Genomic DNA, 22,944 nt, shown 5'->3' on the forward strand with positions numbered 1-22,944 from the left:
CGCGGCGCGAGGAGACGCGAAGGCGGCGCACTCAGTCGCCCTCAGTGCCGGGCTGATCCGCGGGCGTATCGGCAGCGGCGGTATTCGCACCGGCATCGGCCTTCGCGCGATCGAACCACCACTCCACCGGCACCCAGCCCGTCGAGCCCGGCAGGTCCTGCGGCAGCGTCAGCGAAACCGGCGGGTAATGAGCGAGCGCGTGCAGCTTCGGCACCAGGTGCGTGCGCGATGCGTTGCGGAACACCGCTTCCTGATCCGCCGGCAACGCCGCGCCCGCCTCGCGTTCGATCAGCGCGGCAGCCGACGACGGCGTGAGCGTCAGAATCGTTCGCGGCAGACGTTGCGGCGCGAGCGTATCGGCGAGCGCCGGATAGCGCTTGTCGAGCACCGCGAGCGTATCGTCGACGAGCCGGCCGTCCGGCGAGAAAATCAGATAGCCGTGCGCGAGCGCGAGCGTGACCGGGAAATAGCGTTCCGCCGACAACTGCGACGCGAACGACGCCTTGCTGCTCACCGCCGTGCCCGAACGCGCGCTAACCGGACGCTGCCACACGGTGACATCCGCGCCTTGGTCACGCATGGTGACCGGCAAGCGGCGATAGCCCGATTCGGCGCCGTCGGCTTTGGCCGCCTTCGCTTCATAGGCGCCGATCACGTTGCCGAAAGTCTTGCCGAGCGCGGTCTTCAATGCGGCGATGCCGGCCGCGTCCTGCTGCTTCACGCGCGCGACGAACACCGGCGCGACCAGCGTGGACTTCGCATACCAGCACACCGCCGCGGGACCGGTGAGCTGGTCGCCGATCGCGGCGGCGTTGTCCGCGCCGCCGTCGGTCACCTTGCCCAACAGACCCGAGGCCTCTTTCCAGTCCGCCGGCAAGCTTGTACAGGCCGCCGCATTGGCTGGCAAAGCGCGCCACAGGTCGGCGCCGTTCCATTGCTGCGGCAACTTGCCTGGCTCGATCAGCGCCGAGGTTTGCCAGTTCGCCGCGGCGTTGCCGTTCGGCGAGAAGTCGAAGCGCAGCGCGTCGATGCCTGAGAAAAACGCCTGATAACCAAACGACAGGTAATTCGCCGACACCACCAGCCGATGGCCCTTCGGCGCGTCGCCGGACGCGTCGAGCCGATAGGCATGCGCGGCGTCGTCACGGCCCGACGAAAGCATCTCGGACACGGCGTCGGCACGCTCGCTCAGCAAACCGCCCTTGCCGTCGAGCAATACACCGGGTGCGGACAGCACCACCAGGCGGTCCTCTTTGGTGGCGAACAGCAGCGTGCGGCCGACCGCGAGTTTCAATGCATAGACCGGCACGTCGCCGGAGAGCTTCGCCACCTGGCTCAGTTGCGCATCGCTCGTGGCGAGGTTGCCCACGCCTTGCAGCAGCTTGGCGAAGCCGTTGCGATGCATCGACATCACCCAGTAGCCGAGGCGGCCGTCGGGCGAGCGCCACAGCAGCACGTGCGCGGGTTCGTCGAAGACACGGCGGATCAGTTCGTCGCGCCAGTCGAGTTGATGTTCGAAAGCGAGACGCCGCAGCGCGCCTTCGGCGGACAGCCGCGTATTGCTCGATTCGTAGTAGTCGACGAAGTCTTGCGTCAGCACGTCATGCAACAGCGGCACGCGCAGAATGTCGCGCGGCAAACGCGAGAGCGCTTCGCTGTCGATCACCGCGTCAGGGTGATGAATATCGAGGACGACTTCGCTGTTCTCGGCGACTTTGCGATGCGCAAATGGACGCCACACCGCCTGAATGATCACGCCGGCCACGACCAGAAGACCGACTACCAGGATTGCAATCTTTTTGCGCGACATCTTCATCTGATTTCTTCTGGTTCGATGCGACGGTATTAACGCGGATGCCCAGCGGATTAAGCCAGCGGGATCAATCTCCGAAGGCAGCGATGATAACCGATATTTTTAACCGGAAACCAGCGACGCTTCCTATTTAACAGTCAGACTTGCTTGAGGAGTTTGACAAAAATCGGACATGTGCCTGATTAAGCCATTAGGAAATGTGTTTGTTGGATGCGCCGATTCGGTTCGTTAAACCGGCGCAAGCCAGTGCGGCACTTATAGACAGGAACACGCGGCACATGGCCCGACGCTTTACGCATAGGGCCCATCGGCATACATGGCATTACTCGTTCGGAGCCTTTATGCTAAATCCGCTTAATTTAGCGTACGCGTAAAAAACCCGGCTGCATGCTGTGTGCTCGCCGGGTTTATTTCAAGCATCGTGATTACTACTTTACGCGAGTACTGCCTTAGCCGTCGTCAAAAATGCTCGAGCGCCAGCTTCATTCTCTGCACGCCGGTTTCGATATCGGCCACACCGGGCGCGGCAAATGACAAGCGCAATGCCGACGAATCGATATTGTCTTTATAGAACGCGACGCCCGGCACAAACATGACATTACGCTCGATACAAGCGCGCAGATAATCGGACGCATTCTGACCGGCCTTCAATCGCGCCCACACGAACATGCCGCCCGCAGGACGATGAAACGCGATCTGTTCCGCCAGTTGCGCGTCGAGCGCATCGCACAGCGTGCGGCATTTCACGGCGTAGGCGTCGACGATGCGCGGCAAATGACGCTCCAGCGCACCGCTCGCGAGGTACTCCGCGGCGATCCCCTGGGTCCACGGCGAACTGCACAGATCGACGGTCTGCTTGGCGACGACGCAGCGCCGAAGAATCTCCACGTGCGCGAGCATCCAGCCGACACGCAAACCCGGCGCGACGATCTTCGACAGACTGGAAAAATGCACGACCCAATCGCGTGAACCCGGCACCTGCTCGCTCAGGGCGAGCAGCGAAGGCAACGCTGTGCCGCTGAAGCGCAGATCGCCGTAGGGATCGTCTTCGACGATCAGAAAGCGGTGACGTGCCGCCAATTTCAGCAAAGCCGTGCGGCGTCCAAGAGACAAAGTCGCGCCGGTCGGATTGGCGAAGGTGGGCACCGTGTACAACAGCTTCGGTGCGCGGCGCAGTGTGCCGGCTTCGAGCAGCGCGGCGAGTGCGTCGACATCGAGTCCGTCCTGATCGACGGGAATGGTGACGACGTCGGCCTCTTGCAGCTTGAGCGCTTGCAAGGTCGCGGGATAAGCCGGCTGCTCGACCAGCACGACGTCGCCGGGCGCGACCATCACGCGCAGCAGCAGATCGAAGCCTTGCTGCGAACCGGTCGTCACCAGCAATTCCTGCGGCGTACACGACACGCCACGGCGCGCCATCAGCTGCGCGAGTTGTTCCTTGAGGACGAGAAGGCCGTCGGTGGGACCGTATTGCAGGCAGAGCGTGGTGTGTTGCGACGCGCGTGCCGCAGCGGCGTCAAGCCCTTCACGATCGAACAGATCGCTCGCCGGATAACCGCCGGCAAACGAGATCATGCCGGGTTGCGCCAGATACTTGAAAAGCTCGCGGATCGGCGAACCGGTCGGCGCTTCGAATGCGGGATTGAACGTGAACATGGTGACGGGCCGCTTGTTTCGAGAGGGAAGATCGGCGTCGATTGTGGCCGTCGTCAGGATGGGCGGCAAACGATATCTACGCACTACGTATTGCGTTTTCCGCATCACCCCGGCGCGCGCGGCTACACCACGTTCTTCTCCACGATGGGCCGGTTTTCAAGCACGCGCGTGAAGCTCAACGAACCCAGATCGAGCGTGGCGTAGCGGCCATGCAGAATCAGTTCGCTGATGCCGCGCCCCGTCGCCGGGCCTTGTTGCAAACCGTGTCCGCTAAAACCGTTGGCAAAAATGCAGTTATCGACATCCGGGTGATAGCCGATGATCGCGTTCTGATCCAGCACGTTGTATTCGTAATAGCCGGACCAGCAGTTCTGCACACGCAGCGCCTCGAATTGCGGCACACGATGCGCGAGCGTCGGCCAGATCACGTCGTCGAAGAGAGCATGATCGACCTCGTCGAGTGGCAGATCGTCGGGGTCGTTATCCGCTGACGGCGACGTGCCGCAGATAAACGATTTGCCTTCGGGACGGAAATACACGCCGCTCGGATCGATCAGCAACGGACACCGTTCGAGCTGCCCCGGCGACGTGACATTGAAAATACTGCGGCGCCGCGCGTAAACGGGGATGTCGATGCCGACCATTTGCGCGACTTTGCGCGACCACGCGCCGGCGGCATTGACCACCACGTCGCAAGCATAGGCCTCGCCGTTCGCGGTCTGCACTTGCGTGACGCGTTTGCCATCGCGATGGATGGCGGCGACATCAGCGGCGACGTAGCGCGCACCGAGCGACTGCGCCTTCTTGCGCAGCGCCTGCACGAGTCCGTAGCCATCGAACCAGCCCTCTCCGCTCTCACCATATGCACCAGCCACGAGGTCTTCCGTGTTGAGCCAGGGAAAGCGCGCTTGCAACGCGTGGCTGTCGAGCAGACTGATATCGGCGCCGAGACTCGTTTGCAGCGCGTGGTTCTCGCGCAGCGTCGTCTCGCCGGCGGGCGTCGCGAGGAATAGATAGCCGCCTTCGTGCAGATCGATCGACGGCTTGGCGCCGTCGACCTCGAGCCGTTCGCCGATCGAGCGCAGAAACTCGATGCCGAACAACGACATCTGAATGGACAGCGGTGTGGAGAATTGCTGACGGATCGACGCCGCCGACAATGCCGACGACGAGCGCGCATAAGTCGGATCGCGTTCGATTACCGTGACGCGGACTGTCGGATCGGACAGCCGCAAGAAATACGCAATTGAGCTGCCGATCACCCCACCGCCGACGATCACGACTTTGGAACTCACGTCTTACTCCACGAGTAGCGTGGCCGCTCGCAAACGCCGGCGGCGCAAACGGATTGCTGAAGAAGGTTGTGTAAAGCCGCAGCGGCGCAAGAATGCGCCGCTGCTTTTTGGCCGGTCAAGCGAACGGTATCAGCCGATATTGAAGTCGATACCCTGCGCGAGCGGCAGCGCCGACGAGTAGTTCACCGTGTTGGTGGCACGGCGCATATAGGCCTTCCACGCATCCGAACCCGACTCGCGGCCGCCGCCGGTTTCCTTCTCGCCGCCGAACGCGCCGCCGATTTCCGCGCCGCTCGGTCCGATGTTGACGTTCGCGATGCCGCAGTCGCTGCCCGAGTCGGACAGGAAGCGCTCCGCTTCGCGCAGATCGGTCGTGAACACGCATGACGACAGACCGTGCACCGCCGCGTTGTTCGCCTCGACTGCGTCGGCGAAATCGGTGTAGCGCAACACGTACAGAATCGGCGCGAAGGTTTCCTTCAGCACCACCGACGTTTGCGACGGCATTTCGACGATCGCCGGACGCACGTAGTAGCCGTTTTCATAGCCCTTCACGTCGACGCGTTCGCCGCCGAACACTTTGCCGCCTTCGGCGGTGGCCTGTTGCAGCGCTTCCTGCATGCGGCCATACGATTGCTTGTCGATCAGCGGACCCATCAGTGTGCCCTTTTCGAGCGGATTGCCGATCGGCACCTTGCTGTACAACTGCTTCAGACGCTCAATGGTTTTGTCGTACACGCTCTCATGCACGAACAGACGGCGCAGCGACGTGCAACGCTGGCCCGCCGTGCCCACTGCCGAAAACAGAATGCCGCGCATGGCGAGTTCGTGATCCGCGGTTTGCGTGACGATGCCCGCGTTGTTACCGCCGAGTTCGAGCAGCGAGCGGCCGAAGCGCTTCGCCACTTCCACGCCGACCGTGCGGCCCATTTCCGTGCTGCCCGTCGCGCTGACGATCGACGCGCGCGGATCGGCCACCAGCTTCGCGCCCACGTCGCGGCCGCCGTTGATCAAGGCGGTGAGGCCGGCCGGCGCGTCGCCGAACTCTTGCAGCGCTTCGCTGAGAATCTGATTGACGGCGAGCGCGGTGAGCGGCGTCTTTTCCGACGGCTTCCAGATCACCGCATTGCCGCAGACCAGCGCGAGCGCCGCATTCCACGACCACACCGCGGCCGGAAAATTGAATGCCGAGATCACGACGCAGGTGCCCATGGGATGCCACGTCTCCGCCATGCGATGCCCCGGACGCTCCGAGGCGATCGTCAGACCGTACAACTGACGCGACAGACCGACCGCGAAATCGCAGATGTCGATCATTTCCTGCACTTCGCCCAAGCCTTCCTGAAGAATCTTGCCGGTCTCGAGCGTGATGATGCTGCCGAGCGCCTGCTTTTTCTCGCGCAGACGATTGCCGAGCAAACGCACCAGTTCGCCGCGCCGCGGCGCGGGAACGTTGCGCCAGGCGGTGTACGCCTCTTTCGCCTGGGCGAGGGCCGTGTCGACTTCCGCCACCGTATTGCTGGCCACGCGGCCAATGAGGTCACCGGTGATGGGCGAGTGAACCGCGATGTCGCCGGCTTGCGCCGCGTGGGCGATGCCGAGGTCGGCGAGGATGGTGGAAGCGTCCATGAGAATCCCTTTAATTTCCGATGCGAAACAAGAGTAAGTTCGGAAACTATACACGCGGGTTTTTGCGGCGGCAAGGGTATTTGCCCGGAGCCGGTCGGCGGAAAGCTCGGGAAGGCTTGCTCTGCATGGACTGGCTAGCATGTCGAGCCCAACGTGCCGTACGTTGCCGGCACCTGCACGAACCGCGCGCCAGCACGCCAGCCTTGTCACACTCGTTTCTTATTGGAAATACGGGGTCTCTGACTTCGACGCGTTCGCACGGGCCGCGCTGGCGGCGCCTTGGCGCAACCGGGCCGACAACGCGCAGGAGTGAACGTCAACGGACGTCGGCCTCAAATGCCCGCCATCAGCCTGTCGACCAGCACACGCGCGAACGGCGGCAGGTCCTTGAGGCTGCGCACGCAGATCTTGAGCTTGCGCTCCGCCCACGGGTCGTTCAGTCCGACCGTGGCGATCTGCATCGTCTTTTTGTGCCGCAGCGCGACCGATTCCGGCACGATGCCGATGCCCACGCCCGCTTCGATCATCCGGCAAGCGGCTTCGAAATTGCCGACCTGAATGCGCAGTTTCAGCCGCGCGCCAAGCGCATCGGCGGCACTGGTGATGAACGCGTGGATCGCGCTCGACGTCGGCAAGCTCACGAAATTGGCCGTGAGCACTTGCGCAAAGTCGACCGACGCCAGACGTGCCAAAGGATGATCGCGTGACGTGACCAGCACGAGCCGGTCGTCGCGATACGGCAGCATTTCCAGATGCTCCGCATGCACATTGCCCGCGACGATGCCGATATCCGTCGCGCTGTCCGCCACGCCTTTGACGATTTCGCCGCTCAACACTTCGCGCAGATCGATGTTGACGTCCGGATGATCGCGCAAAAAATGGCTCAGCACGGCCGGCATGAACTCGCTGATCGCGGTGGTGTTGGCCCAGATGCGCACGTGTCCCTTGATGCCTTCGCCGTACTCCTGCATGTCGCCGGCCAGATGCTCGACCCGTTCGAGCACGAGCCGCGCGTGATGCACGAAGGCTTCGCCCGCGGGCGTCAGCGTCACGCCCTGGCTGGTGCGATAGAGCAGCTTGAAACCCAGTTGTTCCTCGAGATTCTTGACCCGGTTGCTTGCCGCGGGCGCCGACAGATGCGAGCGCTCCGCCGCGCGCGCCAGGTTCTGCGTGTCGGCGATATTGAGGAGCAAGCGCAAGTCCACGAAATCGAAATGCATGATGAAGGCCTGGGTTGAAGCGCCGCTGGGCGCTCGCAAGACAAAGGCCAATCTTAACCGGGCGTGAAGGAAGCGCTAAACCGTTTCGGCAGAGCCACTGGTCTCGCCCGCAACTTCATGCATTAGACGCAGCGATACAGGTAAGCGTTGAACCGCTTACCGCTCGCGCTCCGACCTTCATGCCCGGATCGGCGCGCGCGACCTTATCGATTCCCTGCAATGCGCTCTCGTGCCCCCTCCGCGCTGCGTTGAACGGATTCTGGCGGCGCGTCATGACTCCCCGCAAGCCGTGCTTACGCGCCGCCGCACATCGCCAGGCACAGCACTTGCTTTAGCCTGCGGCTCGACAGGACAACAACACATGGCAATTTAGCCCACGTCCCTGTCACGGCCGGCGCCACGAATACCCGAGGCGCAGTCCAACCGAATATTTCAGGCATAAGCAATATGAGTCGCGTATTACTGGTCGACGACCAACCCGAGGCATTGTCCGCGCTGCGCGCCGTGCTGGTCGGCCGCGGTTACACGGTCGCCACGGCGGCGGACGGCGCCGAAGCTTTTGAACGACTGCAACGCACGCGCGTGAGCGCCGTGGTGTGTGACTGGCGCATGCCCAACATGGACGGCGCCGAACTGATCGAATCGATGCAGGCCCGCAGTGAACTGGCGTCCGTACCCGTCATTCTGACGAGCGGCAGCGGCGAAGCGCCTGCCTTACCCGTCAAAGGCTTTCTCAGGAAACCGTTCGCGCTGGACAAGCTGCTCTCGTTGCTGGCCGAATGTGAAAGCGATGCGGCGGCACCGGCCGTCTGTTGAACGCTTTACGTCCGCGGCGCAAGCGTCGTCGATACGCTCGCCAGCCAGAAGCGCGCACAAAAGCGGGGCACGCGCTGGTCCGCGAGCGCAGTGGTGCGGCATCAAGGTGCGGTTCCTTTGGAGCGCGATCGCGTCTGAAAGAGCGAATCGACGGACCGCGCTCATGCGCTCAATTGCCTATACCGACTTCTCGAACAACTCTCCGGCTGGCGTCAGATCGGCATCGGGCGAGATGTCCTCGAGCGTCTGCTGACTCGTCTCGATCCGCAGCGCGAGGATCGCCACGCTCAGCAACAGCAGCACCCCGCCGACCATAGTCAGCACGCCGGTCACGCCGAAGTGCGTGTACAACAACAGCGCCACATAAGGCGTGGACATGGATGCGGCGCGTCCGCATGTGCCGGCGACACCCGTTCCCCGCAGCCGATGCGCAGTCGGAAACAACTCCGGGATGTAGCCGAACAGTCCCAGCGTGCAGACCGTATAGATCGCCGTCACCAGCGCGAACCCAACCACGGAAATCGCCGCCGGCGTCCGCATCTGCACGTACACGAAGCCGAGCGCGATCGTCACGAGCGAGAACAGCACGATGCCGTTACGCCGGCCGATCCGGTCGGTGACCAGATACCCGACCACCGCGCCGGCCGGCGCGCCGAACGACATCAACAGCACGAATCCCAGCGACTGCACGATCGTCAGCCCTTCCTTGACGAAGAACGTCGGCAACCACGCGACGAATCCATACAGCGACATGTTGATCGCCATGCAGGTCAGCGCCGCCACCAGCGTGCGGCCGATCATGCCGCGCGCGAACAGCGCCGAGAACGGCGCGGCTGGCACCTCATGACTCATCACGCGCGCCACCGGCGGCAACTTGCCGACACGCGCTTCGACTTGCCGCTCGATCGCCGACACCGTCGCCTCGGCCTCGTCGAGCCGTCCGACCGTCTCCAGCCAGCGCGGCGATTCCGGCATCCGATGCCGCAGAAACCACACGACGAGCGCACCGATCCCGGCAATCGCAAACATGTAGCGCCAGCCCAGATGCGGGATCACCCAATAGCCGATCGCCGTCGCGCCGAGCAGGCCGGAATTGATGATCAACGCGAGCAGCGAAGTCCAGCGTCCGCGCGTGGCCGGCGGCACGAATTCGCACAACGTCCCGGCCGCCACCACCAGCTCCGCGCCGAGCCCCACGCCCATGATGAAACGCAGCAGAATCAGCCAGTAGATATTCGGCGCAAAACATGCGGCAATCGACGCGAGGCCGAAAATCGCCAGGTTCGCCTGATACGAATAACGCCGGCCGAACCGGTCGCCGAGATAACCGGACAGACCGGCGCCGATCATCATGCCCATGAAGGTCGCCGAGATGAAAAACGAACCGAGCCTTAGATCGGTGAAGCCGCTCTTGACCATCGCGGCTAACGCGCCGTTGGCCAGATAGATATCGAATGCGTCGAGGAAAGCGCCCGCGCCGATCAGGCCGAGAATATTCCAGTGGAAACGGGTGATAGGCAGGCGGTCGAGCCGCGCGCCGGAATTGACGGTTGCCAAATTGTGTCTCCTCGTGGTCCGTGCGCGGCTGGACCGCGCACGCAAAACAGTTATGCATGGCTGTCTTTATATGGCGACGGCTCTATGCATGGTCTTGGGTAACGCGGCGCGAGTGCGCCCCTCCGCGTGACGTCAAGATTGCGTCACGCCGCTTCTTCAGGGAATTGGCATTATTGGAAGCCGATGTTTCGTCGCGGTTAATGGCCAGGCCGCGCCTATGCGTCGGCGATTCGCTGGTCTCGGCCTATGCGCCCGCCAGGATCCTTCGCGCCTTCAGAATCACCGGCATATCGACCATCTTGCCGTCCACCGCCACCGCCGCGCCGTGGCTCGTTTCCACCGCGGCCAGCACACGTTGCGCCCAGGCCTTGTCCGCTTCGCTCCACGCATAGGCGCGATGCACCGCATCGATCTGCTTCGGATGAATGCACAGCTTGCCGCCGAAGCCGAAGCGGCGCCCGCGGCGAGCGTCGGCTTCGATACTGTCGGCGTCGCTGATGGTGGTCGATACGCCGTCCACCGGCGCGCCGATCCCGGCAAGCCGCGAGGCCAGCACGATCTGCGAGCGGAACAGATGCAGTTCCTCGCCGTCGCCGTCGATACCGAGATCGATCTGAAAATCCAGCGTGCCGAACACGATGCGCTGTACGCGCGGCGCGGCGCACAACACCGCGAGGCTCGCAAATCCGCGCGCCGTTTCGACGATCGGCAACACGCTCAGTGTGGAATGCGCCGTCGTCAGCACTGCGTCGATCTGTTCACGCGTCTCCGCTTTAGGCAACACGATCCCGGCGACCCCCGGTTGCCCGGCGAGCGCGGCGACATCCTCGTCGAACCACGACGTGTCCGAGCCGTTGATGCGCACCCATGCGGGCCGCGATGCATCGCCCGATACAGCGGCCAGCACCGCCGCGCGCGCCGCCGGTTTTTCATCGGGCTGCACGGCATCTTCGAGATCGAGAATCACTGCGTCCGCGCCGGCCGCGTGCGCTTTTTCGAAGCGCTCAGAGCGATTGCCCGGCACAAACAGATAGGAGCGCGGCAGCGCGACGCTCATGCGGCCACCGTCGCGTTGGACTCTGCTTCGAAGACCGACCCGACCTGCGTTTGCCCCGCGATTTGCCACGCGTTGCCGAGCAATCGCGCGGCCTCGCCTTCGGTGGCCGCGCCCGCAAACGCCGCCAGTCGATGTAGTTTGGTGGCGATCTCATCGCGTGACAGCGTATTGCCTGGGTCGCCTTTCGGTTCGTCGACGCGGCCCGTGAACGTGCGGCCGTCAGTGGTCGTGACCGTCACCTTGCCGATCCAGCGCGCGGGATAGGCTGCATCGACTTCGGCGTCGAAGGCCATTTCGACGTTGTCGCGGAAGGCGGCGATCGCGTCCGCGTCGAAACCCTGCTCGAATTCGGTCACGCCCGCATAACCGTGATGCGCGACGAGTCCCAGCACCGTGCCCATGTTGAACTTCGCCTGGTGCACCGTGCGCGGCGTGACGACCGCGCCGAGCACGTCGATCGCGCCTTGATGGACGTGCGCCACGACCTTCGCGATATCACGCGGTGCGAGACGGTGTTCCTGCACCACGGCGAGCAACGCGTCGGCCGCGGGATGTGTATGACGGCACGCCGCGTGATATTTAAACGACGTCTCCGCCGTCGCCCACCGGCTGCCCAGGCGGTCGACGAGGCGCGCCGGATCCGCGTCGCTCGACATGCCCGCCGCCATGCCTTGCGCGCCTTCGAGAATGTGCGTCGCGCCCTTGAAGCCGTCGGCCGCGAGTTGCGCGGCCATCAGTCCGTTGGCCGCGGCCATGGCCGTGTGCAGTTGTTTCGAGTCGGCGGCGTCGCGCAAAAACTCCCACAGGCCGCTTGCCTGCGTGCCCGCCGAGCCGAACGCGTCGAGCATCTGCGCCGGCGACAAACCGAGCAGCCGTCCCGCCGTGGCGGCCGCCGCCAGCGTGCCGGCCGTGCCAGTAGTGTGAAACACCTTGTAGTGCGAGCGACCCAGAAACTCGCCGATGCGGATGCCGACTTCATATCCCGCGACCGCCGCCGCGATCAAATCGCGGCCCGACGCGCGACGAGCTTGTGCCAGCGCGAGCGCCACCGGAAAGACGACCGTCGCGGGATGAAACACCGAGCCGTTGTGCACATCGTCCTGTTCGGCGAAGTGCGACGCCGCGCCGTTGATCATCGCCGCGAAATACGGCGTGGTGCGGCTGCGGTCGATCAACACTTCGCTCGGGCCGTCGTTCGACGCGCCGCCAGCCTGGCGCGCAAACCGCGCGATCGTCTCGACCGGCCGCGCGCCCTTGCCGGCCAACGCCGAACCGAGCCAGTCGACGTAGAGGTTGACGGTGCGCTCGACCACTGCGTGCGGGATGCTGTCGAAGTCGAGTTGAGCGGCGAAGGTGGCAAGCGTCAGACTGGGATGGTCGTTCATGATGAGGTCGCGTGGTATTCGTTCAGGTCGCCGGGGTGGCATCGCTCACGCGCCGGCACAGCAAACATTCAGATCGTGCCGGCGGCTCGCAGCGCGTCGATACGCGCGCTGTCGTAACCGAGTTCGCGCAGGATCGCGTCGGTATGCTCGCCGAGCGCGGGAACCGGGTCCATGCGCGGCTCGAAGTCCGCCGGCAAACCTGGCGGCAACAAGGCGGGCACCACGCCCGCCGCCGTGCCGACTTCATGCCAGCGCTCGCGCGCCTTCAACTGCGGATGCGCCCATACGTCGCCGAGCGTGTTCATCTGCGCGTTGGCGATGCCGGCGTCATCGAGCCGTTCGATGACCTGCGCCGCGCTCAGTTTCGCAAAGGCCGCGACGATCACCTCGCGCAAGGCGTCACGCGCGGACGTGCGTTTCGAGTTCGAGTTGAAGCGCTCGTCCGCGGCGAGTTCCGGCTGCACCAGCACGCGCTCGCAGAAGAGCTTCCATTCACGTTCGTTTTGCAGACCGAGCATCACCGTCTTGCCGTCGCCGGCGGGGAACGGTCCGTACGGATAGATCGTCGCGTGTGCCGCACCGGAGAGCGCGGGCGGCGGTTGACCGTCGATTGCGTAATAGAGCGGATAACCCATCCACTCGACCATGCTCTCCAGCATCGACACGTCGATGCGGCAACCGCGCCCCGTGCGGCCGCGCAAGAGCAGCGCGCTCAGAATGTTCGAATACGCGTACATGCCCGCCGCGATATCGGCAATCGAGCATCCCGCTTTGGCCGGCTCGTCCGGCGACCCGGTGATCGACAGAAAACCGGATTCGCTCTGGATCAACAGGTCGTAGGCTTTCTTGTCGCGGTAGGGGCCGTCGGAACCATAGCCGGAAATATCGCAGACGATCAGCTTTGGATACTTCGTGCTCAGCGTGTCGTAACCGAGACCGAGCCGGTCCGCGGCGCCGGGCGCGAGGTTCTGCACCAGCACGTCCGCGTCCGCGACCAATGCGTCGAGAATCTCCGTCGCGGCGGGCTGCTTCAGATCGAGCGCAAGACTCTCCTTCGAGCGATTGGTCCAGACGAAATGCGACGACAGTCCATGTACGCGCTCGTCGTAGCCGCGCGCAAAGTCGCCGACGCCGGGTCGCTCGATCTTGATCACCCGCGCGCCGAGATCCGCCAGTTGGCGCGTACAGAACGGCGCGGCGATCGCATGTTCGAGCGTGACGACTTTGATTCCGTCGAGTGGTCTCATGGTGTTTGCGCCCGAAAGTCAGAATGAACGCGGCAGCCCGAGAATATGCTCGGCCACGTACGAAAGAATCAGGTTGGTGGAAATCGGCGCGACCTGGTAAAGACGCGTTTCGCGGAATTTGCGCTCGACGTCGTACTCGCACGCAAAGCCGAAGCCGCCGTGAAATTGCAGACACGCGTTGGCCGCTTCCCACGAAGCATCGGCGGCGAGCAGCTTTGCCATGTTCGCCTGGGCGCCACACGGTTCATGCGCGTCGAAACGGCGCGCCGCCTCGAAGCGCATCAGGCTGGCCGCCTCGACATTGATGAACGAGCGCGCGATCGGAAACTGCACGCCCTGGTTCTGGCCGATCGGACGGCCGAACACGATGCGCTCTTTCGCGTATTCGGTGACCTTGTCGACGAACCAGTAGCCGTCGCCGATACATTCGGCGGCGATCAGCGTGCGTTCCGCATTCAGACCGTCGAGGATGTACTTGAAGCCCTGCCCTTCTTCGCCGATCAGATTCTCGGCGGGGATTTCAAGGTTATCGAAGAACAGTTCGTTGGTCTCGTGATTGACCATGTTCAGAATCGGCTGCACCGTCATGCCGTGTCCGATCGCTTCACGCAGATCGACGATAAAGATCGACATGCCTTCCGATTTCTTCTTCACATCCGACAGCGGCGTGGTACGCGCGAGCAGAATCATCAGGTCTGAATGCTGCACGCGCGAGATCCACACCTTCTGGCCGTTGATCACATAGCGGTCGCCGCGTCGCTCGGCGGTGGTCTTGATCTTCGTGGTGTCCGTGCCGGTGGACGGCTCCGTCACGCCCATGGATTGCAGACGCAAGTCGCCGCACGCGATCTTCGGCAGATACTTTTGCTTCTGCTCTTCGGAACCGTGGCGCAGCAGCGTGCCCATGTTGTACATCTGGCCGTGGCAGGCGCCTGAGTTGCCGCCGGCGCGATTGATTTCCTCCATGATGACCGACGCTTCCGTCAGCCCCAGCCCCGAACCGCCGAAGTCCTGCGGAATCAGCGCGGCCAGCCAGCCGGCTTTGGTGAGCGCGTCGACGAATGCTTCCGGATAACCGCGTGCTTCGTCGATCTTGCGGAAATACTCGCCGGAAAATTGCTGGCACAGATCGCGTACGGCTTCGCGAATGTCCTGGAAGGAATCCTGCTGCGTGGTTTGCATTAATCGAATCTCTTGTAGGTCAGGCGAAGCTCAGGCAATGGCCGCCGTGGCGCGCATGGTCAGATAGCCTTCGTGGTCTTTGGCCCATAGCTCGATGAGCTTGCCGTCCGCGGAAGGCTTGCCGCACACCGTGAAAGGCTGGCCTGCGAAGGTCGGACGCACTGCCTTGAAGGCGAAACTTTGCAGCGTGGCGTCCGGTTGCTCGCGGCGCACCAGGTCGACTAGCAGCGTTGCAATCAACGGACCGTGAACGATCAGGCCTGGATAGCCTTCGACTTCCGTGACGTAAGGATAGTCGTAGTGGATACGGTGGCCGTTGAAGGTCAGCGCCGAGTAGCGGAACAGCATGACAGCGTCGGCGTCGATCGTGCGGCGCGAGGTTTCGCCTTCCGGCGCGAGTTGCGGCTGCGGGGGCCGCGCGCCTTCCTGCGGCGCGTCGCGATAGACGATGTCGTGCTCTTCTTCGAGCTTCAGTTCGCCACCGGCTTCGATGGTGTGCTGCACCGTGACGAACACGAGACGGCCGGACCGGCCGGTCTTGTCTTCGATATTGGCGATCGTCGAAGTGCGCGTGGCATGCTCGCCCACCTTGAGCGGCGCGTGAAAGGTCAACCGGCCGCCGGCCCACATGCGACGCGGCAGCGGCACGGGCGGCAGAAAACCGCCGCGCTTCGGATGGCCGTCCAGGCCGACTTCGGACATCGGCGCAACCGGCAGAAAGTACAGCCAGTGCCAAAGCGGCGGCACGCAGTCGCCGTTTTCCTCGCGATCGAGCGTGGCGGCCATCGCCTTCAGGGGAAAGGCGGTGATGTCGTCTTTGGCGACCTCCTCCTTGTCAAGCCAGTCGTCGAGTTTCTGCGGGGAAGCAGACATGGGCACAGTCTCCGGATACGCGCATTGGGTTTAATAGGGTCCTACTATGAACGACGCGGCACATCCCGCGAAGTTTGCATTTTCGAAGCGGGCGTTTGGATTTGCTTAAGGCTCGCGGGGCCGCCGTGTGGCGGGCGCTGCCGCCGGATCGCTCTGACCATGATGCGCTCGTTGCCGAGGCGCCGGCCGTGAACAGCACGGAATTGAAAAGCAAGAGTCGGAGTGCGCGGCATGGCGCGCGTCCTTACACTCAATCATCGTTCTGGTGATTGCTTGATGGAGATGGCTTATGGATACGGTTGCGAAGGGTACGCAGTCCCACTCGCTGGCATTGGATTTGGATTGGAAACCCGGTGCGGGACGGAAGCCGGACGTGAAAGGCGCTGAGGCACCAGCGCACCGCTCGCTTGCGCAGCGCGTCGGCGCGATCGACTGGTTCGATGTCGAAGAAGGCTTGAACGCGTATGGTTGCGCGATGCTGCGCAATCTGTTCAGCTCAGAGGAATGCGACGCGCTGACCGCGCTCTATCCGCGCGATGCGCTGTTTCGTAGCCGCGTCGTGATGGCGCGGCACGGTTTCGGCCGCGGCGAATACAAGTACTTTGCGTATCCGCTGCCGTCGTTGATCGGCGATTTGCGCACCGCGCTTTATCCGCGTCTCGCGCCGGTGGCGAATCGCTGGAATGAGGTGATGGGTATCGATGTCCGCTATCCCGCAGCGCACGCGGAGTTTATCGAGCGCTGCCACGCAGCCGGGCAGACGCGCCCCACGCCGCTGATGCTTCAATACGCCACCGACGACTACAACTGCCTGCATCAGGATCTCTACGGCGAACACGTGTTCCCGCTGCAGGTCGCGATTCTATTGTCCGAGCCCGGCGCGGATTTCACCGGCGGCGAATTCGTGATGACCGAGCAACGTCCGCGCATGCAATCGCGTACGGAAGTGGTGCCGCTCGGCAAGGGCGATGCGGTGGTGTTCGCGGTCCATCATCGGCCGGTTCAGGGGACGCGCGGCCCCTACCGCGTGAATCTGCGGCATGGTGTGAGCCGCTTGCGCTCCGGCCAACGGCACACGCTCGGCGTGATTTTCCACGACGCGGCCTGAGGTTTGACTTAGCTCGGCTTGACGTGCGCTACTGCGCCGCCTGCTGCTGCGCTGCGGCAAAAATTCGACAATCGCAATTTTGACCCGGTATCATCCGGGAAAACCCGAATCCGCTGGATGCGCTGCGCCACCCTTTGCAGCGCATTCGGCGTGTCTGTTCGCGTGTTATCGCCCGTCGTCGGATGGGGCTTTCAGCCGGTGATCCCGGCATGGCGGCCCAGTTCGACGATACGAAGGTGGCGGGCCCGCGCGCCCGCCCTGTCGCAATCGGCCAAAAGCCGGTGGCGGCCATTTAGCCTGGATATCATCGATCATGATTGCTGCCGCGTTTTCGCGCGTCGCCGACCGCCTGCTAGTTGCGGACCCGGGACTCGTGCGTCTCCATACCGCGCTGCGCGTTGCGCTCGCCTGCCTGCTCACCGGCGTGGTCAGCATCGCGTGGACCGTCTTCCAGGATCAGCCCATCACGCTCGCCGCGCCCGGCATTCTGTTTGCGATGGTCGCGCCGCTGTTCGTGCGCGAGGCACGGCGGACCGCCTGGTTCCGCACGCTCTTCTACCTGTATCTCTGCGCTTGCGTGTGCTTCGCTACGGCGAGCGTACTGTGCCGCTATCCGCTGGCCGGCGATGCGGGCTTCCTCGTCGTGATGTTCGCCGGCATGCTGTGCCAGGCGTGCGGGTCGCGTGCATTGGGTTGCGCGATGCTGGGCGTGGTGTGCTTTTACCTCGGCCTGTATCTGCATCCTTCGACGACGCATCTCGCGCAGTCGCTCCTGCTGTCCGCGTTCGGCCCGTTGATGGTTGCGCTGGTAGGCCGCGTGATCGTGCCGATGCGGACGGCGGCGAGCTTTCGACTCGCCGTTCATACGGTGACGCTGCGCGCGTCGCGTGTGCTTCACGCTCCGGCTGCCGCCGCGCATCTCTCCGCGTTGAACGAAGCCGCACTCTCACTCGAAGAACAGTTGGCGCTGCTGAATCCGTCGGATGCTGAAACGATTCGTGAACGGATCGTCGAAGTGGAAGTGGCGGCGGGGCAGCATGCGTTTGCATCAGGACCCGCGGATGGCGGCGTCAAGGCGAGTGCCGATGTATTGCGTCACGCGATTGCGCAGCTCAGGGAGATTGCGCATCGAGGCGACACGCGACGCGCTTCGTCTGCACCGGCGAGCGGTGCGGTTGCGCGGACTGCGGCGCAGCGCTTTGCCGACTTGCGTAGCAAGCTCTGCTGGCTTCCCGCCACGCGCGCCACGACCGCTGCGTTGCTCGCGATGCTGATCGGCCACTCGCTTTCGCCGGAGCGTTGGTTCTGGGCGGTCATCACGACGTTCGTCGTGTTTCTCGGCACCCGGTCGCGCGCCGATACGGTGTATCGCGGGGCGCAGCGCCTCGTGGGGACGTTGGCCGGCGCGCTCGTCAGCGTGTTGCTGGTCGCGCCGCTGCACGACTCGCCGGTGTTGCTGGTGGCCGCGATGGCGCTGTGCGTGTTCGGCTGGGCTTACTACATTCTGAGCGCGTATGCGCCGGGGGTGTTTTTCATCACCGTGCTCGTCGGGTTGGTCTATGGCGAACTGGGGTTCGCGATGGGGCCGCTGGTCGAGTTGCGGATCGAAGAAGTGCTGGTGGGTTGTCTCGTGTCGTTCGCCGTCGCGATTCTGATGATGCCGCTTGCAGCGACGCGGCACGTCGAGGCGAGACTAGGCGCGGTGTTGGGCGCGTTGCGGGAGGTGGTGCGCTTGGCTGGGTCGGGTGCGCGAGCGGGTGATGCGGTTGCCGCGGTGCGCAAGCTCGATCGCGGTTGGCACGATCTGCGGATCGCGCTGCGGCCGCTGCAGACGCAGCGCGTGGTGGTGTGGAATCCGGATGTCGAGTTGGCGACTGGTTCGTTGCTGTGTTGCGTGCATTGGGCGCGCGTGTTGAGTGGGTCTGCACGACGCGGTGGGTTGGAGGATGAGACGGCGCTGAATGCGGCGGAAGTAGGTGCGGCTCATGTCGCGTCGATCGTGGCGCGGCTTGATTCGTTGATTGCGCGTTATGGCGATGCGGCGGCGGGTGCTGCGCGTGGTCGGTCAGATCAGCATGTGCCGGTGATGCCTGCCGTTGATTTCGACGTGAACCAGGCATCGGCACTTGCGCAATTGGATGGCGCGGTCGCGCAGTTGTTCGATCGGTTGATGCAGCCGGTTTTGGATACGCGGCGGGTGTTCAATTGGGCGTTGAGGGGGAGGAGTGCGTAGGGCAACGCGGCAGGACTGCGTGGCTATTTAAGCGGAGAAGACCCAATACAAGAGTTTTTTCCGTTTGCATTTCCCGCTACCGGTCGAGCCCATCCACGATGAAGGCACCGGCGCTCATGTCCGAGCAGGAAACTCAAGGTCATGAACCACACCCTGTGATTTCCATTTCTGGCAACGACTCTCCAGCATCGAGGCAAGGCATCAGACAAGACTCGAAATCAGGCTGCACCCGCACGTGGCGTGATGCCCCTGCCGCGCGACGGGCGTGCCGCGATCCGTGATTTTCCTGTCGCCTTCGAGGATCATATTAGGCTGGACTTCGGGATGCAGCGGGCACTTCACGAGATCGCCCACGCGGGCCACGCGCCGTCCGGCGTAGCGCATGGTTTGCGAAGGCGGTGATGACTTCGCCGCCGTGGTCGGTGGTGTCACCGAGTCGGATTAGAGCGATCATTACTTGCCCGCTGATGGGAATGGGTTTACGAGATCGGCAGAGCGGACCCAGCCTGTTGTGACTCGTCCTCCTGAGGTCAAATCAGGATTCGCATAGCGTACGTAGGAATAAGTGCTCGATGTCGCGAGAACGACTACTACATCTCCCTCCACCAGGTACGCGCGCGTGCTATCAAAGCGTAAGCCGATTTTTTTATAGAAAGTTGATTTTTTTGAAAGTGCACGAATACCAATTGCTTCAGTTTTCTTCTCAATGGTATAGCGAACGACATACTTGTCACCTGGTCTCTTCCCAAATGAACCAACCGCCCAACCGACGCATCCAGGCGCGGGATTGTCAATACGAACTATCCGCTGGTCTTGCAGGCTATATACCGCCCCAGCCGAATCAAAGCGCCCATCTCGATCCTTATATCGATATGATTTAGGGGGAAAGGCGAAGGAAAAGGAACTTATATCACGTCCAGAATACTCCCCCTCTTTGAATGAAGACTCTCTAGCCTGGTAGAAGAAAAATTCACAATTCTTGTCACCTTCGACCGACCCATAGTAACCAATAACTCCGTCGCGCTCATTTAGCATAATCATATTTGGCGAATCGAAAATCAACAATTCAGCAGCGTTAGCCGCGCCTGAAAACGACAAAATGACTGCAGCCACCCGAGTTAATTCATTTAAATGTTGTATAGAAATCCTCCAGATTTTTTGCATAGTCCGGATTTTTTTTACGCCAGCCACCGCCGTTGTAATAAGTTGCGACATCCTCCCACCTCTTATCCTTTAAAGCCTTAACAGCTTGCGGTTTCACGTTCTTCATGAACGCCTCAAATACCTTAACCTGCTCGTCTATCCCTTTCATGTGTTCGCTTGCGAAATCCACGGCGGAAGAAAACCCACACCCGTCGAAAGCCTCACCAAGTATCTGAAACGCGCCCCACGAAGTCGACTTAGCGGCGGCCTCCATATCCAGGCTTGCAGCGCGACAGAATCTTTCATACTGGTGCAATCCGTCCTTTCCAAATCCACCTGATGCAGGACTGCAGATGTCCGGATATTTATTTGCATATGGATTTACTGGTTTATTTTTTCTATTTTTACTCTCCCCGGGCATCGTATAGGCGTAGAATTTATGCCGCTCATATAGAATTTTTGGCAAACCATTTTTATCAAAACCATGATCCGGCTCCCATTTCCCCTTACCAACAGCCTCCTGCTTCGAGAGCGCCTTAATAGCCGCAGCCTCACAGCCAAGCGAATTTGCCAGATAAACGAAGTGCTCATCCGTGAACCACATTGATTTCGGGAAATTCAACCTGGAACCAAGCAAATTAAATGCAACTGTTTGCGGCTTGCCATTGTCCACCACCTTTAGGTGGTGCTCGATTGTGATTTTTGTCTTCTTTTTATGAGTTTTCTCATCCTCAGTTACGTCCTTCTTGCGTGTCGGAAAATCCTTTTTTACCTTGCCCTGTTCAGTGACCTTCTGCGACCATCCAATGTACGGTCCAAACTCATGAACCAGGCGTTCGACGGTCATGACCTCACCCTCTTTCACAACTGGAAGGTTGAGGTTCTGCTCCAGTTCCTCTTTTGGTGTCAGTTTCGTCGTCGCTTCCAGGTGGTACTCAGGACTGACAACGGTGAAGGCGCTGATGTCCTTGCTCGGGGTCACGGTCGCCTTCCATATGTACTCGCCGCGCTGGTTCTTCACCAGCACATCAATCGGCTGATTGCGCGCGGCGTTCTGGATCGTCAGGGCGTAGCCGTCCTTGTCTGTCGCTACCGGGTCGGCCTTGTTATTAACCATCGGCATAGTCGGACTCTCACCGGGGGCCGACGCCACCCCCAGTGTCGGCGCCGGAGCTATCGCAGGCGGATCATCGCTGTCTGGTCCAAGTTTCCATGCAGGCGCTTGCGGCGCACCCGTGCCCGCCCTGATCTGCACGGACAACCCTTCAATCGGTTTCTGCAGGGTATCCCTGAATACGAAGGTCACTTCCACATAGGGCGATGGCGGAGCCTTTGGGGTCGCGGGTTGATGCGTATGATGTCGATGAGGCATCTGTTACCTTTTACAAGTCACTTTAATGAGCAGGCTCGCTTCAGGCCTGCCCAGCGTCATTTTCCAGTTCGTGGTGATCGTAGGCATCTTCGACCACGCTCCAGTTACCCGCCCCGATCTCGCAGCGGACCTTCGCTGGCTCCGCCGTGCTGACGGTCAGCGTCGCACCATCGGTCAGCATCCCCTGCTGTCTGAGGGTGCCATCTGGCAGATAGATGCGATACGGCTGGTCGGCGACTGTCTGCCCGTCGCCGAAGTTTTCAGCAACCGTGCTCACATCAAACTTCTGCGTGTAAAGCTCGGCAGGGTTCTGCGCCAGCGGCGTGATGGGCATGACTGGCAACGGCATGCGCATGGACGAGGCAGTGGGTACGTCCCATGAAGGCGTCCTCTCCAGGATCGGTCCCGGCGACCCGTTAATAATCCCGCTGCCGTTGATCTGGATATATGAACCGCCCGCGCCGATCCACACTTCCTTTGACGCCGTGATGATGACTTTCCCGTCCGTGCTGCTGATAGTGAGGTCCTTCAGCGCCGCCAACGCCATCCCGTCGCCCTGCGCCTGCAACTCGATCTTGCCTCTGGCCGCGTAAAACTTCATGCCGTCCTGATAGGCGAACAGCGAGATCGAGCCCCGCACCGAAGCGTGGTACGAGCGCCCCGCTGACAGGCTGTAGTCGCGGCCCGCCGTGATCGCGTGTCCTTGACGGGGGCCGTTGCGCCCGCGCGCGTTTCGGTACTGATGACCATGCCCTGATTGGCGCGCAGCACGCCCCATGCGTCCGTCGCCAGTTCCCAGCCTTCGCCCCGCGCTTCCTTGCGCCCCTTGTTGCCGTCGATACGCGTGTTGTAGCCGACGATCAGCCGTGACTGCGCATGATCGCTGCTGACCTGAACCTGAAGTTTGCCGGGCGTGTCGTCGGCGACGATCTGGTTAGCCTGGAACCCTTTCAGTTCCTGCGTCCGCGTGCCGCTCAGTGCGTAGTTGGCTGGCAGTAACCACGGTGGCTGCCTGAGCCGGTTGACCATCCGGTCGGCAATATAGGGCTTGTCAGGGTCGCCTTCGTGGTAGTTGATCGTCACTTCCTGGCCGATACGGGGCACGTAGATCGAGCCGAACGAATTGCCCTGCCACGGCGAGGACACGCGTACCCAGCAGCTCGCGTTCTCGTCCTTCGGCCTGTCCACGTCCCACAGGTAGCAGATCTTGACCCGACCGTACGCATCGACCCAGGTCGTCTGGTCCTTGGGACCGACCACCACGGCCGTCTCGGCGTAACAGCGGGGCTTCTTCTTCGGCCTGTTCCTGAAGAACCGGTTAGGCGACTGCAGCACGAAGTCGGTCACGCACTCGAACC

Annotated in this window: 18 protein-coding genes and 1 pseudogene; 3 read left to right on the forward strand and 16 right to left on the reverse strand. The window is 62.3% G+C overall.

What is annotated here, in order from left to right; genetic code table 11:
* Positions 1 to 31 precede the first annotated feature (31 nt).
* The 5 genes from P0D80_RS41835 to P0D80_RS41855 all read right to left on the reverse strand — a co-directional run bounded on the left by P0D80_RS41835 (position 32) and on the right by P0D80_RS41855 (position 7,613).
* Positions 32 to 1,816 (reverse strand): DUF2138 domain-containing protein, encoded by a 1,785-nt coding sequence (locus P0D80_RS41835; RefSeq protein ID WP_408292526.1) that lies wholly within the window; start codon positions 1,814 to 1,816, stop codon positions 32 to 34.
* Between the two features lie 456 nt (positions 1,817 to 2,272).
* Positions 2,273 to 3,469 carry an aminotransferase-like domain-containing protein gene (locus tag P0D80_RS41840; protein WP_408292528.1) on the reverse strand — a complete coding sequence of 399 codons (1,197 nt, stop codon included), beginning with the start codon at positions 3,467 to 3,469 and terminating at the stop codon, positions 2,273 to 2,275.
* 122 nt (positions 3,470 to 3,591) lie between these two features.
* Entirely contained in the window at positions 3,592 to 4,764 is a 1,173-nt protein-coding gene (locus tag P0D80_RS41845; RefSeq protein WP_408292530.1) for an NAD(P)/FAD-dependent oxidoreductase, read from the reverse strand.
* 129 nt (positions 4,765 to 4,893) lie between these two features.
* Positions 4,894 to 6,393 (reverse strand): L-piperidine-6-carboxylate dehydrogenase, encoded by a 1,500-nt coding sequence (gene amaB / locus P0D80_RS41850; RefSeq protein ID WP_132383955.1) that lies wholly within the window; start codon positions 6,391 to 6,393, stop codon positions 4,894 to 4,896.
* A gap of 332 nt (positions 6,394 to 6,725) precedes the next feature.
* Entirely contained in the window at positions 6,726 to 7,613 is an 888-nt protein-coding gene (locus tag P0D80_RS41855; protein ID WP_408178606.1) for a LysR family transcriptional regulator, read from the reverse strand.
* A gap of 447 nt (positions 7,614 to 8,060) precedes the next feature.
* Here P0D80_RS41855 and P0D80_RS41860 point away from each other — a divergent pair, with 447 nt between their 5' ends.
* Positions 8,061 to 8,429: a response regulator gene (locus P0D80_RS41860; RefSeq protein WP_132383951.1), complete on the forward strand. Its 369-nt coding sequence runs from the start codon at positions 8,061 to 8,063 to the stop codon at positions 8,427 to 8,429.
* A gap of 177 nt (positions 8,430 to 8,606) precedes the next feature.
* On the opposite strand, the gene P0D80_RS41865 is transcribed toward P0D80_RS41860, so the two are convergent.
* The 6 genes from P0D80_RS41865 to P0D80_RS41890 form a co-directional block, all read right to left on the reverse strand.
* Positions 8,607 to 9,986 carry an MFS transporter gene (locus P0D80_RS41865; protein WP_132383949.1) on the reverse strand — a complete coding sequence of 460 codons (1,380 nt, stop codon included), beginning with the start codon at positions 9,984 to 9,986 and terminating at the stop codon, positions 8,607 to 8,609.
* A gap of 244 nt (positions 9,987 to 10,230) precedes the next feature.
* On the reverse strand, positions 10,231 to 11,043 hold the full coding sequence (locus tag P0D80_RS41870) for an HpcH/HpaI aldolase/citrate lyase family protein (RefSeq protein WP_408292534.1): 813 nt from the start codon (positions 11,041 to 11,043) through the stop codon (positions 10,231 to 10,233).
* Positions 11,040 to 12,428, reverse strand: coding sequence for an MmgE/PrpD family protein (locus P0D80_RS41875; protein WP_408292536.1), 1,389 nt, complete (start codon positions 12,426 to 12,428; stop codon positions 11,040 to 11,042). The genes P0D80_RS41870 and P0D80_RS41875 overlap by 4 nt, the downstream gene beginning before the upstream one ends.
* A gap of 68 nt (positions 12,429 to 12,496) precedes the next feature.
* Positions 12,497 to 13,675 (reverse strand): CaiB/BaiF CoA transferase family protein, encoded by a 1,179-nt coding sequence (locus P0D80_RS41880; protein ID WP_408178603.1) that lies wholly within the window; start codon positions 13,673 to 13,675, stop codon positions 12,497 to 12,499.
* A gap of 18 nt (positions 13,676 to 13,693) precedes the next feature.
* Complete coding sequence (locus P0D80_RS41885; protein ID WP_408178602.1) at positions 13,694 to 14,857, reverse strand: acyl-CoA dehydrogenase family protein; 1,164 nt, start codon at positions 14,855 to 14,857, stop codon at positions 13,694 to 13,696.
* 30 nt (positions 14,858 to 14,887) lie between these two features.
* Positions 14,888 to 15,730 (reverse strand): HTD2 family dehydratase, encoded by an 843-nt coding sequence (locus P0D80_RS41890; RefSeq protein ID WP_408292539.1) that lies wholly within the window; start codon positions 15,728 to 15,730, stop codon positions 14,888 to 14,890.
* Positions 15,731 to 16,019: 289 nt separating this feature from the next.
* Between P0D80_RS41890 and P0D80_RS41895 the strand changes: the two genes are divergently transcribed.
* On the forward strand, positions 16,020 to 16,838 hold the full coding sequence (locus P0D80_RS41895; RefSeq protein ID WP_408292541.1) for a 2OG-Fe(II) oxygenase: 819 nt from the start codon (positions 16,020 to 16,022) through the stop codon (positions 16,836 to 16,838).
* A gap of 313 nt (positions 16,839 to 17,151) precedes the next feature.
* Positions 17,152 to 19,071: an FUSC family protein gene (locus tag P0D80_RS41900; protein ID WP_408292543.1), complete on the forward strand. Its 1,920-nt coding sequence runs from the start codon at positions 17,152 to 17,154 to the stop codon at positions 19,069 to 19,071.
* 201 nt (positions 19,072 to 19,272) lie between these two features.
* On the opposite strand, the pseudogene P0D80_RS41905 reads toward P0D80_RS41900, so the two are convergent.
* From P0D80_RS41905 to P0D80_RS41925, 5 genes and pseudogenes are all read right to left on the reverse strand, one after another.
* Positions 19,273 to 19,525: pseudogene (locus tag P0D80_RS41905) on the reverse strand (PAAR domain-containing protein).
* Positions 19,525 to 20,286 carry a hypothetical protein gene (locus tag P0D80_RS41910; RefSeq protein ID WP_408292551.1) on the reverse strand — a complete coding sequence of 254 codons (762 nt, stop codon included), beginning with the start codon at positions 20,284 to 20,286 and terminating at the stop codon, positions 19,525 to 19,527. The pseudogene P0D80_RS41905 and the gene P0D80_RS41910 overlap by 1 nt, the downstream one beginning before the upstream one ends.
* Positions 20,195 to 21,526, reverse strand: coding sequence for an N-acetylmuramidase family protein (locus P0D80_RS41915; protein WP_408292545.1), 1,332 nt, complete (start codon positions 21,524 to 21,526; stop codon positions 20,195 to 20,197). The genes P0D80_RS41910 and P0D80_RS41915 overlap by 92 nt, the downstream gene beginning before the upstream one ends.
* Positions 21,527 to 21,626: 100 nt before the next feature.
* Positions 21,627 to 22,280, reverse strand: a complete 654-nt coding sequence (locus P0D80_RS41920) for a DUF2345 domain-containing protein (RefSeq protein WP_408292549.1) — start codon at positions 22,278 to 22,280, stop codon at positions 21,627 to 21,629.
* Positions 22,184 to 22,944, reverse strand: a 761-nt coding sequence (locus P0D80_RS41925) for a type VI secretion system Vgr family protein (RefSeq protein WP_408292547.1), incomplete at its 5' end; no start/stop codon positions are given. The genes P0D80_RS41925 and P0D80_RS41920, both read right to left, overlap by 97 nt.

This window comes from Paraburkholderia sp. RL17-373-BIF-A, assembly GCF_046030175.1.
In the GTDB taxonomy this organism is placed as follows: domain Bacteria; phylum Pseudomonadota; class Gammaproteobacteria; order Burkholderiales; family Burkholderiaceae; genus Paraburkholderia.